This is a genomic window from Gammaproteobacteria bacterium (genome assembly GCA_029862005.1).
Taxonomy (GTDB): Bacteria; Pseudomonadota; Gammaproteobacteria.
This window is the reverse complement of sequence record JAOTYD010000047.1, coordinates 1-15,618: the sequence shown is the minus strand read 5'-3', so window position 1 is coordinate 15,618 and position 15,618 is coordinate 1. Positions and strand designations below refer to the sequence as shown.

Annotated in this window: 19 protein-coding genes; 6 read left to right on the top strand and 13 right to left on the bottom strand. The window is 53.2% G+C overall.

All coding sequences use genetic code 11. The features are described 5' to 3' along the window. The 4 genes from OES20_17460 to OES20_17445 form a co-directional block, all read left to right on the top strand. On the top strand, positions 1-1,123 hold a 1,123-nt coding region (locus tag OES20_17460), incomplete at its 5' end, for an ABC transporter permease (GenBank protein ID MDH3636487.1). Next, a complete protein-coding gene (locus tag OES20_17455; protein MDH3636486.1) occupies positions 1,120-2,127 on the top strand; it encodes an ABC transporter ATP-binding protein in 1,008 nt (335 codons plus the stop codon). The genes OES20_17460 and OES20_17455, both read left to right, overlap by 4 nt. Continuing rightward, the gene (locus OES20_17450; GenBank protein MDH3636485.1) at positions 2,124-3,128 is read left to right on the top strand and encodes an ATP-binding cassette domain-containing protein; all 1,005 of its coding nucleotides are present in this window, start codon (positions 2,124-2,126) and stop codon (positions 3,126-3,128) included. The genes OES20_17455 and OES20_17450 overlap by 4 nt, the downstream gene beginning before the upstream one ends. Before the next feature lie 38 nt (positions 3,129-3,166). Further along, entirely contained in the window at positions 3,167-4,030 is an 864-nt protein-coding gene (locus OES20_17445) for a TauD/TfdA family dioxygenase (protein ID MDH3636484.1), read from the top strand. A 54-nt stretch (positions 4,031-4,084) separates the two neighbouring features. Here OES20_17445 and OES20_17440 read toward each other — a convergent pair whose 3' ends face one another. Together OES20_17440 and OES20_17435 are read right to left on the bottom strand one after the other, a co-directional pair. Beyond that, entirely contained in the window at positions 4,085-4,474 is a 390-nt protein-coding gene (locus OES20_17440) for an acyl-CoA thioesterase (protein ID MDH3636483.1), read from the bottom strand. Positions 4,475-4,549: 75 nt separating this feature from the next. Beyond that, complete coding sequence (locus tag OES20_17435; GenBank protein MDH3636482.1) at positions 4,550-5,413, bottom strand: PDZ domain-containing protein; 864 nt, start codon at positions 5,411-5,413, stop codon at positions 4,550-4,552. A gap of 282 nt (positions 5,414-5,695) precedes the next feature. On the opposite strand from OES20_17435, the gene OES20_17430 reads away from it, so the two are divergent. Next, entirely contained in the window at positions 5,696-6,244 is a 549-nt protein-coding gene (locus OES20_17430) for a porin family protein (GenBank protein MDH3636481.1), read from the top strand. 52 nt (positions 6,245-6,296) lie between these two features. On the opposite strand, the gene OES20_17425 is transcribed toward OES20_17430, so the two are convergent. From OES20_17425 to OES20_17415, 3 genes are all read right to left on the bottom strand, one after another. Beyond that, on the bottom strand, positions 6,297-7,805 hold the full coding sequence (locus OES20_17425) for a M81 family metallopeptidase (GenBank protein MDH3636480.1): 1,509 nt from the start codon (positions 7,803-7,805) through the stop codon (positions 6,297-6,299). Positions 7,806-7,927: 122 nt separating this feature from the next. After that, complete coding sequence (mscL, locus tag OES20_17420; protein ID MDH3636479.1) at positions 7,928-8,329, bottom strand: large-conductance mechanosensitive channel protein MscL; 402 nt, start codon at positions 8,327-8,329, stop codon at positions 7,928-7,930. 124 nt (positions 8,330-8,453) lie between these two features. After that, complete coding sequence (locus OES20_17415) at positions 8,454-8,879, bottom strand: hypothetical protein (protein MDH3636478.1); 426 nt, start codon at positions 8,877-8,879, stop codon at positions 8,454-8,456. Positions 8,880-9,037: 158 nt separating this feature from the next. Between OES20_17415 and OES20_17410 the strand changes: the two genes are divergently transcribed. Further along, positions 9,038-9,562 (top strand): hypothetical protein, encoded by a 525-nt coding sequence (locus OES20_17410; GenBank protein MDH3636477.1) that lies wholly within the window; start codon positions 9,038-9,040, stop codon positions 9,560-9,562. Positions 9,563-9,672: 110 nt separating this feature from the next. Here the strand turns inward: OES20_17410 and OES20_17405 are convergent, their stop codons facing one another. From OES20_17405 to OES20_17370, 8 genes are all read right to left on the bottom strand, one after another. Further along, the gene (locus tag OES20_17405) at positions 9,673-10,014 is read right to left on the bottom strand and encodes a hypothetical protein (GenBank protein ID MDH3636476.1); all 342 of its coding nucleotides are present in this window, start codon (positions 10,012-10,014) and stop codon (positions 9,673-9,675) included. Then, the gene (locus OES20_17400; GenBank protein ID MDH3636475.1) at positions 10,007-10,528 is read right to left on the bottom strand and encodes a sigma-70 family RNA polymerase sigma factor; all 522 of its coding nucleotides are present in this window, start codon (positions 10,526-10,528) and stop codon (positions 10,007-10,009) included. The genes OES20_17405 and OES20_17400 overlap by 8 nt, the downstream gene beginning before the upstream one ends. A gap of 4 nt (positions 10,529-10,532) precedes the next feature. Continuing rightward, positions 10,533-11,402 carry a hypothetical protein gene (locus tag OES20_17395; protein ID MDH3636474.1) on the bottom strand — a complete coding sequence of 290 codons (870 nt, stop codon included), beginning with the start codon at positions 11,400-11,402 and terminating at the stop codon, positions 10,533-10,535. Further along, entirely contained in the window at positions 11,399-11,881 is a 483-nt protein-coding gene (locus OES20_17390; GenBank protein MDH3636473.1) for a DUF3106 domain-containing protein, read from the bottom strand. Before OES20_17390 ends, OES20_17395 begins: the two co-directional genes overlap by 4 nt. Further along, positions 11,878-12,051 carry a hypothetical protein gene (locus OES20_17385; protein MDH3636472.1) on the bottom strand — a complete coding sequence of 58 codons (174 nt, stop codon included), beginning with the start codon at positions 12,049-12,051 and terminating at the stop codon, positions 11,878-11,880. The genes OES20_17390 and OES20_17385 overlap by 4 nt, the downstream gene beginning before the upstream one ends. 106 nt (positions 12,052-12,157) lie before the next feature. Then, entirely contained in the window at positions 12,158-13,969 is a 1,812-nt protein-coding gene (locus OES20_17380; protein MDH3636471.1) for a DUF4382 domain-containing protein, read from the bottom strand. A gap of 207 nt (positions 13,970-14,176) precedes the next feature. Further along, a complete protein-coding gene (locus tag OES20_17375) occupies positions 14,177-14,938 on the bottom strand; it encodes an IclR family transcriptional regulator (protein ID MDH3636470.1) in 762 nt (253 codons plus the stop codon). 126 nt (positions 14,939-15,064) lie between these two features. Continuing rightward, a partial coding sequence (locus tag OES20_17370) for a TRAP transporter large permease subunit (protein MDH3636469.1) occupies positions 15,065-15,618 on the bottom strand: 554 nt, incomplete at its 5' end.

Below are 15,618 nucleotides of genomic sequence, written 5' to 3'. Positions count from 1 at the left end.
GGATGTAAATGTAGACCAGAGCGCCAAGGAAGCTTATTTTACCGCTGGCCAGGGGCAGTTAATCTGGTCCCGGTTTAAAAAGCAGCGCGCTGCGATGGTCGGCGCCGCGGTGCTGATTATTTTAGTCCTGTCGGGATTGTTTGCGCCTTTCCTGACCCCTTATGACCCGACCATCGAGGGCCGCAATGCCGACTATCAGAACGGCGCACCGAATATCCCGAAGTTCTGGGATGAAAACGGTTTTTCCTTCCGGCCTTTCATCTATAGCTATGAAAGAACCCGCTCGATCGAAACCAATTTCCGCTGGGTCACCAAGGTCAATCGCGACAAGCGTCGCTACGTGGTGCTGTTTCCGGAAGGGGACAAGTACACGCTGGCCGGTATGACCTTCAGGACGCACTTGTTTGGCGTCGACGAGGGCAAGATCCACCTGTTCGGCACCGACGCTACCGGAAAAGATATTTACTCGCGAACCTTCCATTCGATCAACACCTCGCTGGCGGTGGGCACCATCGGTGTCCTCATCGCCTTTGTGCTGGCGTTAATCATTGGTGGTGTCTCCGGATATTATGGCGGCTGGATCGACTCGGTGCTGCAGATGATCACCGATGCGGTCCGAACGGTCCCCGCGATCCCGCTATTCATGGCGATTGCCGCATTTATTCCGGATACCGTGAGCTCCGAGGGCCGTTTTTTTATCATTTCGATAATCCTCGGTTTCATCGGTTGGCCGACGTTGGCAAGGCGGGTACGAACACACCTGCTAACCGAGCGCAACCAGGAGTACGTGCTTGCGGCCCAGCTGTGCGGTGCCTCAGCCGGCCATGTCATCCGACGCCACCTGCTACCGAGTTTTACCAGCTATATCATCGTCGACCTGATCATTTCGTTCCCCTACATGGTGCTGTCCGAAACCGCGCTCAGCTTTATCGGCTTAGGGCTGAAGGAGCCGGTTAACTCGCTCGGGGTTATGCTGCAAAACGTGACCAAGGCGGATGTGCTGCTCAATTACCAGTGGAATTTTATCCCGGTCATATTCTTTATTACGCTGGTGCTCGCCTTCGTGTTTGTCGGCGACGGGCTGCGTGATGCCGCCGATCCTTACGCGGATACCAAGAAATGACCAGTCCGCTGATTTCCGTAAAAGATTTAACACTGCGGTTCAAGACTGATGAGGGCCTGGTCACCGCCGTCAACAACGTGTCTTTCGATATTGCACCGGGTGAAGTACTCGGACTGGTAGGGGAAAGCGGTTCCGGTAAATCGGTGACCGCCAAGGCATTGATGATGTTGAATGCCGATAATTCGGTTTACGATGATAACAGCCATATTACGTTGAGCCTGGATGGACAGGATATCGAGGTGCTGTCGCTAAAACGACCCCAGGACCAGATGATCATTCGTGGCGGCGCAATCTCGATGATCTTCCAGGAACCGATGGCGAGTTTTGCGCCGGCGATTACGATCGGTGACCAGATGGTAGAGCAGTTGCTGATTCATTCGAACATGACTCCGGCCGAGGCCAAGGAAATTTCGATCGAAATGCTAACCCGTGTCGGCATCCCGGAACCGGCGCAGCGCTTCGGTCAATACGCATTTGAATTTTCGGGCGGCATGCGCCAGCGCGCGATGATCGCGATGGCCCTGTCGACCAAGCCCAGGTTGCTGATCGCCGATGAACCGACAACCGCGCTTGACGTAACCATCCAGGCCCAGGTCATCGAATTGATGAAAGACCTGGTCGAAGAATTTCATATGTCGATCCTGTTCATCACCCACGACCTCGGTGTCATCGCGCAAACCGCGGATCGCGTCGCGGTCATGTATCTCGGCAACCTGGTCGAAACCGGCACCGTGCGCCAGGTTATCAATTCGCCCGCCCATCCCTATACGCGCGGGCTGTTAAATTCACTCCCCAAGCTGGATGATCTCGAGGCCCCCCTGACCCCGGTACCGGGCGATATACCGTCGCCGCTGGATCGTCCCTCGGGCTGCGTGTTTCACACGCGTTGCGTCGAATCGGGTGCAATCGCCGAAAGATGCCGCACCGAGATACCGGTCTATACCGCCGATAGCGCTAATCACCAGGTGGCCTGCCACCTCGCGACGCAAGGGGACCAGTCATGAGTGATGTGTTAATCGCGGCGCGCAACCTGTCGGTACACTTCCCGTTGCGCAGACTGGGATTCGGCGAACGCCCCGTGGTGCGCGCCTGCGAGGGCATCAACATCGAAATCGAAAAAGGCAGTTTCTTCGGATTGGTGGGTGAATCAGGGTCAGGCAAGACCACGCTCGGCCGCGCGATGCTCAAGGCGGCACCGATCAGCCTTGGAGAAATCACCTATTCAGACGCCGATGTCACCTATGACCTCGGTTCGCTGAAGGGCCTGGATCTCAAGGAATACCGTAAGCGTTCACAATTGATATTTCAGGATCCGTACGCGGCACTCAGTCCCAGGATGACAGTACGCGACATCATTGCCGAACCGCTTGAAGTCATGGGTATCACTTCGAGCCGGGCTGAAACCGACGAAAAAGTGCGCGAAATCGCGGCCAAGTGCCGACTCAACCTCGAGCACCTGCGGCGTTTCCCGCACGCGTTTTCGGGTGGACAGCGCCAGCGCATCTCGATTGCACGCGCGCTGGTGTCGGATCCAAAATTTATCGTCGCCGATGAAAGCGTAGCGGCACTGGATGTATCGATCCAGGCCGACGTGCTCAACCTGCTGAACGCAATCCAGGAAGAAAGCGGTATAACCTTTCTGTTCATCAGCCATGACCTGAGCGTCATCGCGCACACCTGTAACTTCGTCGCGGTCATGTACCTCGGGCAAATCGTCGAAGCGGCGCCGACGCATAAATTGTTTTCAGAAACTGCTCACCCTTACACCCGGGCCCTGCTTTCGGCGATTCCGTCGCTTGATCCTGACGTTCGCGGGCATGCACAAAAGCTCGAAGGTGAAATTCCGAGCCCGATCAATCCCCCGCCGGGCTGTCGTTTCAATACGCGCTGTCCGCACGCGCAGGAGCGTTGCCGTACCGAGGTGCCCGAATGGCGCGAGATGAGCAGTGGGCACCATGTCGCCTGTCATTTCTCGGAAGAGTTGAGCGCAAAATTCGGTACCTGATACCCAGGGGTTAATTCTCTTTTGCCCGCGGTCACAGCATGAACATCGAACCCATCCATCCGGAATTTGGCGCGCGTATCTCGGGGGTTGATCTTTCCCGTCCACTAGACGAAACCTCTTTTGCTCAAATTGACGATGCGATCAATCGTTACTCGATTCTGTTGTTTGAAGATCAACACATGAACGACGAGGCACATCTTGAGTTCACGCGGCGTTTCGGGCAACTGGAAGAAGAGCACGTCAGTTATTACAGCCGCGGCGAAGTCACCTACATCGGGCGGGTTGGTAATATCGATGACGACGGCAACAAGGTGTCGGCGCGCCAGATCAAGGCCTCGACCGGCAACGAGATGTGGCATTCGGACAGTTCGTTTCGTGAAATCCCGGCAATGTATTCGATGCTGTGCGCTTACGAGGTTACCGACGAGGCCGGTGAAACCGAGTTCGCAAGCGCACGTGCGGCTTACCAGCGGCTGGATCAAGAAACCCACCAGCAAATCGAAGACCTGGTTGGCATCCACGACTACATTTTTTCACGCACCAAGGTCGGCGAAGACGCGGTGACCCAGAATCAGCGCACCTACATGCACCCGGTGCGTCAGCGTCTGGTGCGACAAAACCCGGTGACGGGTGAGCGAAATATTTTCGTCGGTTCCCATGTCAAGGAGATTGAAGGAATGCCGCCGGAGCAGGCGCGACCGCTAATCGATCGACTGATTGCTGAGGTAACGCGTCCCGAATCGGTGTATCGCCATCGCTGGCGGGTCGGCGATTTCATGATCTGGGATAACCGATGCATCCTGCACCGCGGTTGTGGTTACGATGCTAACAAGTACCGCCGGCGCATGCACCAGACCCGGGTGCGGGGGTGCTGCCCGTCGATAGCCGAAAGCGTGAACTAAACCAGGGGACAGTATACTTAATTCGCCAGCGGCGAATTAAGTATACTGTCCCCATTAATCTTTATCGCCGCCCGGTACCGGGCGCGGGCGACCGTCCACGCCGAGTGCGACAAACCTGAATTTGGCCTCGGTCACCTTGACCGTGTTGCGCGATCGATCGCGTTGCACCCAGGCTTCGACGTGAATATCGATTGATGTATGGCCAACATCCTGGATTTTAGTGTAAACACAGAGTACATCGCCGATCTTGACCGGGCGGATAAAGTGCATGCTGTCCAGTGCCACGGTCACGGTACGACACTGTGCGCGTTCACTCGCACTGATTCCCGCGGCGATATCCATTTGTGACAATACCCAGCCGCCAAAGATATCTCCGGCCGGGTTGGAATCGGCCGGCATCGCGATGGTGCGGGTGGTCAGTTCACCGGTAGGTTTCTTGGACATGGTTTGCTCGATGGAAAATGTTTGAAAGATGCATTATATAGTCCAGCCGGCACGGGAAGCCCGGATTTTTCAATTTCAGGGTGCAACGCTCACGGAGTTCATGCGAATACCCAGGGGCCCGCGCGCCAGGTAGAGCTCTATGATTTCGCCATCCCGATCTACCTCAACCGCAATTGTTTCGCCAATCTCGCCGGTCGAAGTCGCATCGCGAAGCTCAAACCAATTGTAAATGCGCTGGTTGTCATAGCGGATGATATGGTCGCCTGGCTCGATGCCCGCGGTTGCGGCCGGGGCACTTTCAAGCACGCTGGTTACGGCAACCCGGTTGGTCTGGCCCGAAGCGTAGAGATATGAATCGTATTCGGATTCGCTCAGCTGGTTCTTGAGCTCATCTTCTTTGCTGGTGAGTGCCTGCTGCGCCTCGCGATATCTGTCTCGATCCCAGCCTTCGCGAATCGACTGGTCACGCAGGTAAAGGCGCTCGAGTTCCAGCTGTTCGAAGTTGATCTTTAATTCAAGGGCCTGGCTGTGATTCATGCCATTTTCGATCAGAGCCTGTTCATTGAACCATCTTTGATCAGAGCCGGGAAGACCAGATTCATCTTGATCCTCGGCCTTTGCTGCGAGATTACTATCGTCGGCTAGTTGAGCATTACGGTCCAGGTCAGTGATTTTACGGTTCAGTTCGGCCAGCTTTTTTTCGAGCGCTATACGGGCGTCAATTTCCTCTTCGAGTCGCTGTTCCAGTGCGATGAGACTATCGCTCGCAAGATTAGAGCTGAAAACCTGTCCGGTTGTCTGATCGGAGGCAACAAGGGCCTGATCTTGTTCGGTTACTGATACGGATACATCCGGTGTATCAGGATCGAATTGAACGAAAATGCCGATAACGACACCAGTCGCCAGGGCCAGGCTTGCAAGAATTAAGGAATTTTGCATTTTTCAAATCCGGAAATATCAGCGCTATAAAATCAACCAGCGAAACCAGTAGACTAACAGATGAATTGAGAGTTCTTGGCTGGAAAGCAGCAATAGGGCAATTATTGGTTAAATACCAGCGGCCGCTTTAGCTCGTTTATTATTTACTCTACGCCGGGATATTCCCCGATTTTACACAAGGGATTCAGTATTTCTTCAGTTTCGACACCTAGGATGATCTTCCGAAGATCTCACGATGCCAGTGTGATCGTTTGATTCACCAACTTCTAGTGGGAGTGACCGATGCCCAGAACAACTCTACTCATGATCTTGGTTTTTTCGCTGCCCCCTGTATTTGCGCAATCGCCTGAACTTGCCGGCAAAACCGGGTTAAGTCTTTATGGCGGATTCGATTATCAAGGCCCCAATGGAGATAATATTTATCTCCAGGTGAGTTACGGTTGGTTCCTGCTCGATGATTTACTGATTGGCGGGGAGTTCCAATGGGCACTTATTGAAGACATTGCTCCGGGAGAAAACGATTATCGCTCACAGCAGGCGAGCCTGGTGGCGGAAAAGCTGTTTACCGGTGATAGTGAGCTAGTGCCCTATGTTGGCGTAGAAATTGGTTTTCGAAATACCAAATTCAAAGATAGTATCGAGTTAAAAGATCTCGATGAATCAGGATTGGTAATCGGTGGTCGTGTCGGCGTTCAATATTTTTTAACTGAATCAGTTTCCATCGATGGCTCGCTCAGCTGGCTGCTGGCCGACAAGGAAGTTTTCATCGTCGATTTCGAGGCCGAAGATCAATACCTGTATCCGAGCATCGGAATTAATGCGGTATTTTAATGGATAGAGATTCGGGGGTTCTGGTATAAATTTGACGTTTGCGGAAGTACAGCTAGATTTCGAATTCCTGGTCCAGCGGGAATATCGGTCGTTTCACGTTTCGGTACGATAATTTTTGGTAATCGGGCGTGCACAGCGCGCCGCTATCACAGACGATTACCCGGCTGGCGATCGGTTCGAAATCGGCTCGGAAATGCTGCATTGATTTGAGTGCGACGACCTGTTTCGATTCCGGGTTAATTCCGAAACTTTTAAATTGTTCAAGATCCAGAAGTTGTTGGGCAATGGTCGTAATCAACACTTCGATTCCCCCCACATTAACCACGGCCGTTGGCCCGAAACTGTGTTGCAACCCACCGATCATTTTGCCACCGCCCACGTAGTGCCCGTCGCTTTTGCGCAGCAATTCAACCACCAGGTCAAGTGGGCCACCACCGATTTCTGGATCGATCTTTCCACCCAGCTTGACAGGAACCTTTGCGCCGATCTCATGCTGGTGCAATTGCTGTGCGGTTTCGCCATCGACCATTGGCCCGAAACAGGCATCGCTGACGCCGGCCTCTAGCAGGGCGCGCAGTAAATTGGTTGAATCTCCGTAACAGCCGCCGCCCGGATTGTCGGCATAATCTGCGATCACGAGTGGGCCACTGGCTGAGTTGAATTTCCTCGCGACTGCCGCGGCAGCGTCGACATCGAGGTATTCGTTTAATACCTCGTGACGGCGGTTCCAGATATCGTCGGCCAGGCTCTCGGCAAATGCTCGATGCTCGTCCAGATCACCTTCAGCGGTGACGAGGACCGTGGGGCCGACCTCGGCGATGTCGGCGCTGGCAAAACCGCCGTTGATGCTGACGGCATAGACGTCGGGGCGCTGCTCCCAGGCTTTTGCAGCCTCGATTCGTTTAAGCATTGGACCAACGTCGGTGCGTGCGCCGTTGATCTCTTCGAGCATTGGACGGTGCACGCGAATTGTACTCGGTTTGATCTCTCCCGCGAGACTGCGCTGCAGGATTTCACCGGCCTGGCATGCGCGTTCGCGCATATCGATATGCGGGTAGGTTTTATACGAAACGATAATGTTGGCAAGCTTGCACATCTTCGCGGTGACGTTGGCATGAAGATCGAGCGTGATCGCTATCGGCACTTCGTTGCCTACGATCTTGCGCAGTCGCTGCAGCAATTCGCCTTCGCCATCTTCGCAGAAATCGGTCACCATCGCACCATGCAATCCCAGCAATATGCCGTCGTATTTACCGGATTTTGCCGCCGCAACGATGGGATCGACCAGCCAGTCAAAGGCTGTGGTAGTCACTTTGCCGGAGGGGCCGGCATTGGCGCTCAGAATATGATCAAGCTGCCAGTCATATTTCCTGGCGCTATCTAAAAATCCGGCGAGTTCGGTGTTGTGATTACCGCGGGCCGCGATGGCGTCGTCACCGACGAGGAAATAGCCATTGCGAAACGCCTGCTCGTCGGTTGCAATACGGCTGAAGGTATTGGTTTCGTGTGCGACTTCCGCGGTCAGAACTCTATAGCGCATCGCTTCGTGCCGATTCTGCATCCTGTCGTTTTTCGTCGGTACAGAATATCATGACCCAGGCTTGGTTAGCTGGGGAAAGACCAGGTAAAGTGAATATCGAGCCAACAGTGCGGGGCACCGGTGGCTCGAGTATAAGCTAGAATTTAACGTCTCAGCAGGTCGCGGATCTCGCCCAGCAGCACTTCTTCGTTGCTGGGAGCTGGTTCGGGTTCGGGCTCAGGTGCTGGCTCTTCTTTTTTCATCGAATTCATTGCCTTGACGACAAGGAAGATCGCGAACGCGATAATAATGAAATCGACTACGGTCTGGATAAAGGACCCATACTTGATCATTACCGGGGCCGTTTCACCGACAGCGTCCTTCAGCATAATTGCCAGGTCGCTAAAATTTACGCCACCCATCAACAAGCCGATTGGCGGCATCAAAACGTCAGCAACGAAGGAAGATACGATCTTTCCGAAGGCACCACCGATGACGATACCTACTGCCATGTCAACGACATTGCCACGCATGGCAAAGTCCTTAAATTCACTCATCATACTCATGTTTTTGTTCCCCTTTTAAAACGTTTTTCGTGGCTAGTGCCACTGTTATTATGAGGGCCGGTTGGGCCTCATTTCTGTTACTAACTTAATCGCAATTTCTGTAGCGCGCGCAATGATCCAACAATTAGTTGCGTTTTGCAACAAATAGAATGGATGCGGCTACGATGATCATGAGGGTGACTACCTGTATCGGTGCCCACGCGCGCTGCCATCCAGTTGCGGCGATCGATTCGCAAAATCCCATCGACCCGAATGTCGTTGTTTCCAGTGCGGACAGGATCGGACTGACCGCCAGCGGCACCAGAATAATCAACGGCAATGCCAACCATTTCAGGTAACCAACAACCGCGGGTAACTTATGCGCGAGTCCGAGCAGCAGGGCGGCGCCAATCGCGATCGGGCTAAAACCCAACGACAATCGATATAGTTCATCGCCTTCAGGACCGCAGACGATTTGAGGAATGACTCCCAGCCAGATGCAGTGGCTGTAAATGATCATCCAGCCAACCAGGTTGCACCCCAGTCTCAAAAAAACTTCTGCAAGTCGCATATCAGTTCTCTTACTCGTCAGGAATCCCGGGGTTCGATAACCGGTCGAAGAATAGTGACCTGCTCTACAAAAGTCTATCTTTAGAACCCGGCCCGCGACAACAAATTCCGATTTTAATTAGAATTGGTGCATCCCCTTTTACTACAGAAACTGTCATCATGAACAGGTTACCCAACTGGATATGGGAGATGGTCATGATTTGGCTCGAGGCGTTAAGTTACGTGGTTACTATCCTCGGTTTCCCGATTGCAATTATTGTGTTCGTTTACGAGCGAAGACGCAGCCTTCAAAATGAAGAAAGCGAGCTGCACCGGCATCTGTCAGAGGAATACGATAACTTTCTAAGACTGGTGCTGGACAATGCCGATCTGTTGCTGTTGAGAGTCCCGGCTACACCGGTAACACTTTCGGAGGAGCAGCTCGAACGGCGCGAGATTATCTTCATGATGCTGGTATCCCTGTTCGAGAAAGCATATATCATTCTTTACAACGAAAACATGAACAAGGATGCAAGACGTCGGTGGATGTCCTGGGAAGACGATATGAGGGAATGGTCCAGGAGAGAGGAGTTCGTGGCCTTGCTTCCCAAGTTGCTACAGGGCGAAGATGACGCCTTCAGTCGACACTTTATTGGAATTGTGAACAGTAGTGATATGCCCGTCGAATCGGCCGCAATCGCGTAGCTATTAGCAGGGCGTGGCACCCGGGTTAATATTCGAAGCGCTTATCTTGATGAAATAATTGCCCGCACTCAGTTTACCGCTTTTGCGCCGGAAGCCGTCACTTTAATAAATCAGCCCTGGGTATCAGGGCTGATGTCTTCATCAAACCATACGTAAAATTCAAGTTCCTCGAGTAATTCCAGCTCGTCCTCGCTAGTCAGTATCGCAAGCTCGTCGGCTGCTACCTGCGGCAGTTCGAATTCGTTGATACCTCGATATAGAAAAGCACCGATGACAACCAGTGCAATGCTGGCCAGGGCCGTGGCGGGTATCCATCCCGGTAGCGGCTTGCGCGATCCGTGATCGAGCGCAGCAAGCCTGGCTGCATGCAGGGCATCCCTTGTTTCCGCACTCAAGGTCTGTTGATCGAACGTGTTTTTTATATCGTTTTGAAGTTTCGTGTCTTTATCCATCGGGTTCTCCCAGTAATTGTCTGAGGTGATGCGTTGCACGCGCATAATGCGTTTTAACACTATTTTCAGAAATTGACAGCGCGAATGCTGTCTCGCGGGTACTGAACTCCTGCCACGCGCGCATCAGGAATGTTTGTTGCTGGCGTAAGGGTAAATGTCGCAGCGCGTCCATGACGCGCGCCAGTTCGTCATCCAGCAATACCTGGTTCTCGGCTGATGCTTCAACCTTGTCGCCCGCCGAATCAGCTTGCCAGGGCATTAGTCCCAGTAAAACCTGGCGAAACTTCTGTTTCCTGAACCAGTCTTTTATCGCGTTTTGCAGGATGCGGTAAAACAATGGGCCCCATTCGCTCGACTCGCGATGGCTATATTTTTGCACCAGTTTCAGCATGCTCTCCTGTACCAGTTCGAGCGCGTCCTGGCGATCATGGGTAAGCGTGATTGCCATTAAGTAAGCCTTCTGCTCGGCTTCACGAAAGAAGGTATCCATCGCCTGGCGAATTTGCGGATCCATAATGCTAAAGCACCCATCGCAGGCCCAGCGTTATTCCAATGCTGTCTCCCGGTACGGGTATGGAGGCCGAAAACAGATAGCCAAGTTGCTGATTAGCCCAGTGCTGCCAGCTTAGGAGCAGGGTTTCTTCCTTGCTGTCGTCGATAGCGGATTTGTCCTGGTATATCGAAATTGAGTAGTCATTGTCATAATCTGCGTGACCGAGCAGCACCGAGGTGCTGCGAGATATCAGCAGGGAACTATGCGTCAACGCCGATGACTTGAAGATAAACTGGGCAAAAAGGCTACTGCTCAACGGGGTTAAATCTTCCTCGTAATCAAATCGCTGATAACTGATCTGCCAGTACCAGGGATCAACCTGCCGGCCCAGCGCCAGTGCGTACGCGGAAACGTCGCTATCAAATCGGTCGGGCACAAATCTATCCAGAAAGTCGCGGATATCGTTGTTTGTAAAAATAAGCAGATCGCCATCCTCGAGCTGCACACGAAAGTTCCAGTCTCCCCGGGTCAACGCCAGTGACAGCCCGAGCGTTTCCTTTTCCAGTTCGTCGGTATTGCCCTCGAAGAAATGTTGAACTTCGAGCTCAATTAATTCCGAAAGCTCAAACCAGATTACGGTTGCCAAAGTAAGGCTGTCGAATTCCTGCCCGTCATCGGAAAGCTCTGTATTGCCATAGTACCCATAGTACCCGGCACTATTGCCAAGGGGTAGGCTCAAAAGAAATGCAGCACTTAAGTCTTCCACTTCATCCCGACCCAGATCGAATCCGATCAAGAGCGGTTGCTCCGGTTCCAATCCGAGCCACTCATCGCTTGCCGTCCCCGATCCGGAGACGATAGCGAGCACGAGCGCCAGGGTCGCGGGTAGTTTCATGAATCATTATTTCGCTTGTCTCTGAAATGCTGCAACCAGCGTTTTCGTTGTGCCGGGGTCATGCGCCTCCACTGTGCCCTGAATTTTTTGCGTTGGTCTGCAGGCAGGCTCTTGAAACGTTTGAAAGCCTTGCGTATGCGGGCTTTTTGATCGGGGGAAAGCCCTTGAAATTTTTTAAACCGATCCTTGATCGCATCTCTCTGCTGCTGAGTCAGCTTTTGCCAGCGTTTGAAGCGCTGTTTCATTTTTTGACGCTGCTCGGGCGACATGTTTTGCCAACGTTCGGCACCGCGCAGCAGGCGACTGCGCTTCTCCTGATCCAGGGTCGACCATTTCTTTTCAAACGGATTCAGAATTTGCTGCTGCTGCGGGCTAAGCTCGTCCCAGGTCTGTGCGGTTACCGAAAGGGGAATTGCCAGCAGCGTCAGGAGGAGTAATTTATGTACAGTATTTCCGGTAAGTTTCGCTAACGATTTCATTCGCTGTTTACCTCTTTGTTTTCTGCCACGTCTTTTAACGCGTGATGTTCGAGCAGCCGCCAGGTTTCCTCGTCCACCGGTTCCAGGTCTCCCAGGAACTCAAGCATTGCGGCGGAGGGTAAGTCGGGATCGCCTTTGGGCTGGTGTGAATCGGCCAGTGCCGTTAGCACGCAACTTGTAGCCAGTACTAGTGTTAATACGAATCGCAAAAACAAATCCCCCATAGCAGGATGGGGGAATTGTATCAACCAGGCGAAAGTATGCGTTGTGATCTATTTACTCCGTAATGCGAGTGACGACCTGGCGTGCCGATAGCAGCAGCTCGGTTGGGCTGTAACGGCCCTTGGCAATGACGAAAACCACTTTATAACCAGTGCTCAGCTTGTCGTTCAAGGTTTTCTGGTAAGCCTCCCAGTCGAGGTAAACATGAACTCGTCGACCCTGGCTGATTGCGTAAAGGCCCATGTTAGCGCCGGGCTCGATGAAGGGCACCTCCGCGAGCGTGGCGATATCGGTGATCACACCACCCTGTTTCAGGTGGTGGCGTCCGGTGGCCGAGGCCAGGTCGAGTAGCATGCCGTTTTCATCGAGGCTGACGATGGCGGTTTTGCTGCCATTCGTGCCATAGGACATCAGCATCCTGGTCGGCAATTCGCTCAGGTCAATGATGGTTTTGGCGGTAAAGTCGGGTGGAGCGACGCCAAATGGGGTTGGAAATCCCAGCACCCGGACCGGTTCCGCAAGGCCTAAGCTGCTGAGGCTGAGCAAGCCGTTATCGATCTCGTAGTAATCTGGATCCGCGTCATTGTCTGGCGTAATACCGGTGCCGGTAAAATCATAACGCGCGACTAACCGACGGTTAACATGCTGAAGATCGACCACAAGTGGGGACACTGACGCGACCAGTCCCGACACGTGGCTGTAACGCATGCGTACCAGACTGGCTTTCAAAGATTTACCATCGTCGGAAACCTGTCCCAGCGCGGTAATTTTCTGGCCCACGCTGATATCACCGATTCGGTGAAAATTGTCCGGATCACCTTGCTTGGTGACCCTGGTATTTTCATCGACTAACACCTCGATCTCGTCATTGAAGCTATAGTGACCATCATCGAATTCGATGGTTGCGCCTAGCACGGTCAGGGTATTGCCGTTGCGCGCAATGACGCTGCCTTTAAGGGCATCCTTATCGCCCCAGGGTACACTGCTACCGGCGTAAACCTGGTGTGCGAGGAAGCGTCGGTCGCCGTAGTTAACGGTCCCCAGCGCCACCAGCGGCGTGATCCCGCTTTGTTGCGCCAGTACCTCGAGACCTTCAAGCTGCCGATAGGCGACACCATCGATCTCGAATACCGTTTCTTCACTGGTGTGTGCGGTAATTTTGCCGAAATCATGGTGACGGATTCGAAACGGGCGCAACTTGACGTTAAATGTTTCCCGTTCAAGATTAACCCCGGAGAGCAGTCCACGCAGGCGCCGTGTCTTATCGTCTTCGATACTGGTATTGGCAATCAGGATTGGATTCACGACGATCGTTGCCGAGTTGCCATTAATCGTCACTTCGTTGGATGCCTCGAGATCGAAATCGAGGATCAGGGCCGCCGGTTTTCCAGGCCTAATATTGAATCCATTGTGTTCGTTGATCATGACTTCGAGCGTAATAACGGTCAGCAGATTTCCGTACTCATCAAATGCCTGGGCCGGAATCGAGTTACCGTTCTCATCTTCGACCGTGATGACAGCGTTGCTGTAATCGAGCGTAATTTCGGCCTTTTTATAACTACCCACAGGTACCGTCGCGGTCGACAGGAATTCTGTTACTTCGACATATTGGGAAAAATCGAGGCGTGCAGTATTGGGTAAGGTTTCTACTACCGCGCCGTTGGCTTTGTATAAATTGATGCTAGTGACATCGATCGTGTACTGGTTGAAATCACCCTCAGCGTCGGTCAGCGAAATCGTCAGATCGCCAAATTCTTCGTTGCTACTACCGCTGCCACTTGAGCCATCACTGCAGGCTCCTAAACCCAGAGCGCCGATCGCGATTAAGAAAATCCAGAGGCCCTGCCTGATATTTGCGAAAGTCATAGCTGTACCCGTTTGTTGGTTATCGTTACCCATTAAAACGAGTGACCCCGAATTCGGTTGACAGGATAGTTAAAAAAATTTGAGAAAAGTGGCGATAACCGGGAAAAATTGATCCAGAAAAGCTGGTTTATACATGCGACGCACCCTATGTGTTGGCACAATCGATGGCGCTAGCCCTGACGCCGGGCCTCATGGGAATTTTTCGGGTTACTCGTCTTCGGCCAGCATTGATAAATCGTGAGCGGCCTCGCGCAGCAATGGCAGGTAGCGTTCGCTGTCGTCAACCGAGAGGCGAGTGGTCGGGGCCTGGATCGCGAGGGAACTGTAAAAGCGGCCCTGCCGGTCTTTAATCGGCACCGCGATCGCGATGACGTCATCGTATAGTTCCTGGTTATCGATCGAAACCTGTTTTTGTTCGATCTTGTCGAGTTCTGCGAGCAATACATCGGAATCGGTAATCGTGTTCTTGGAGTGAGGAACCAGCTTGAGCTTGTGGATAACCGCCTTGCGGCGGGCTTTTGGCAGGGTACTCAGGTAAAGCTTGCCGCTGGCGGTACAGTAAAGCGGCACCCGCATTCCGATCGAGAACTGCAGGCGCAGGGGTGCCTTGGTTTCAACCCGGTCGGAATAGGCCATCGAGAGCCCGTCCGGGTAGGCGATATTGCAGGTTTCGCCGACCTGCTCCGACAGTGCAGTCAGGATTGCGTGGCGGGTAGCGCTAAAGCGCGCGTTGGCAAGTACCCCGACTGCAACGTCATACAGGCGGTTGCCTGGCTGGTAGCTTTTGCCGTTGATTCTTTTTAGCAGGTAGCCCCGCGCATCGAGTTCGGCGCAAAGCCGGTGCGCGGTGGCCTTGGGCAGGTCCAGAACCTTGTTAATCTCGGTGGCGCTGAGCGGCGTCGGCGACATGGCAACGGTTTCGAGAATATCGAGTACGCGCTGAATGGTCGAGCCGCGTTCGCGTTTCATTGCACCAAATCCTGAGACTCATGATTGGTCGAGTACAACGCCTGGGGAGCCTTAACTGTCAGGATAGATATCAGCATGCCGGGCGCTTGCCCATGACAAGGTAGATCGAAGGAGATGCATCATGATTTACCCACCAGACATTACTCTGGGTAGCCAAAGCACCAGTTGCGGGAAGGAAAACAGCAGGATGAGACCGAGGAGTTGAATCATCATGAACTGCATCATGCCCAGGTAGATGTCCTTGAGATCCCAGGTCGGCACGACCCCCTTCAGAAAGTAGGCTGACAAGGCCACAGGTGGGGATAGCCATGCGGTCTGCAGGTTTACCGCGACCAGAATGCCAAACCAGACCATCAGGTCGTAGCGATCCAGTCCGTGGACCTCCAACGCCTCGACCGTCGGCAGCAAAATTGGCACCACGATCAGAACAATAGGCACCCACTCCAGTGGCCATCCCAGAAGGAAGATCAGTGCCATAACCACGATCAGAATGAGGTAAGGCGACATTTCCATGCCAAGTAGCATTTCAGTCATCATCTTCGGCGTGCCCAAAGCACTGAATTCGGCGCCAAAGAAGTTCGATGCGGCAACCAGGAACATGATCAAAACCGTGATCTCCAGGGCTTTGACCAGACTGTCAAAGAAACTGGGAAAGGTGAACTTGCCGTAACCAAGAGATA

Excerpts from the sequence above, each read along its gene's own strand:
- OES20_17455 (MDH3636486.1), top strand. The coding sequence starts at position 1,120 with ATGACCAGTCCGCTGATTTCCGTAAAAGATTTAACACTGCGGTTCAAG.
- OES20_17450 (MDH3636485.1), top strand. The coding sequence starts at position 2,124 with ATGAGTGATGTGTTAATCGCGGCGCGCAACCTGTCGGTACACTTCCCG.
- OES20_17445 (MDH3636484.1), top strand. The coding sequence starts at position 3,167 with ATGAACATCGAACCCATCCATCCGGAATTTGGCGCGCGTATCTCGGGG.
- OES20_17440 (MDH3636483.1), bottom strand. The coding sequence starts at position 4,474 with ATGTCCAAGAAACCTACCGGTGAACTGACCACCCGCACCATCGCGATG.
- OES20_17435 (MDH3636482.1), bottom strand. The coding sequence starts at position 5,413 with ATGCAAAATTCCTTAATTCTTGCAAGCCTGGCCCTGGCGACTGGTGTC.
- OES20_17430 (MDH3636481.1), top strand. The coding sequence starts at position 5,696 with ATGCCCAGAACAACTCTACTCATGATCTTGGTTTTTTCGCTGCCCCCT.
- OES20_17425 (MDH3636480.1), bottom strand. The coding sequence starts at position 7,805 with ATGCAGAATCGGCACGAAGCGATGCGCTATAGAGTTCTGACCGCGGAA.
- mscL (MDH3636479.1), bottom strand. The coding sequence starts at position 8,329 with ATGAGTATGATGAGTGAATTTAAGGACTTTGCCATGCGTGGCAATGTC.
- OES20_17415 (MDH3636478.1), bottom strand. The coding sequence starts at position 8,879 with ATGCGACTTGCAGAAGTTTTTTTGAGACTGGGGTGCAACCTGGTTGGC.
- OES20_17410 (MDH3636477.1), top strand. The coding sequence starts at position 9,038 with ATGAACAGGTTACCCAACTGGATATGGGAGATGGTCATGATTTGGCTC.
- OES20_17405 (MDH3636476.1), bottom strand. The coding sequence starts at position 10,014 with ATGGATAAAGACACGAAACTTCAAAACGATATAAAAAACACGTTCGAT.
- OES20_17400 (MDH3636475.1), bottom strand. The coding sequence starts at position 10,528 with ATGGATCCGCAAATTCGCCAGGCGATGGATACCTTCTTTCGTGAAGCC.
- OES20_17395 (MDH3636474.1), bottom strand. The coding sequence starts at position 11,402 with ATGAAACTACCCGCGACCCTGGCGCTCGTGCTCGCTATCGTCTCCGGA.
- OES20_17390 (MDH3636473.1), bottom strand. The coding sequence starts at position 11,881 with ATGAAATCGTTAGCGAAACTTACCGGAAATACTGTACATAAATTACTC.
- OES20_17380 (MDH3636471.1), bottom strand. The coding sequence starts at position 13,969 with ATGACTTTCGCAAATATCAGGCAGGGCCTCTGGATTTTCTTAATCGCG.
- OES20_17375 (MDH3636470.1), bottom strand. The coding sequence starts at position 14,938 with ATGAAACGCGAACGCGGCTCGACCATTCAGCGCGTACTCGATATTCTC.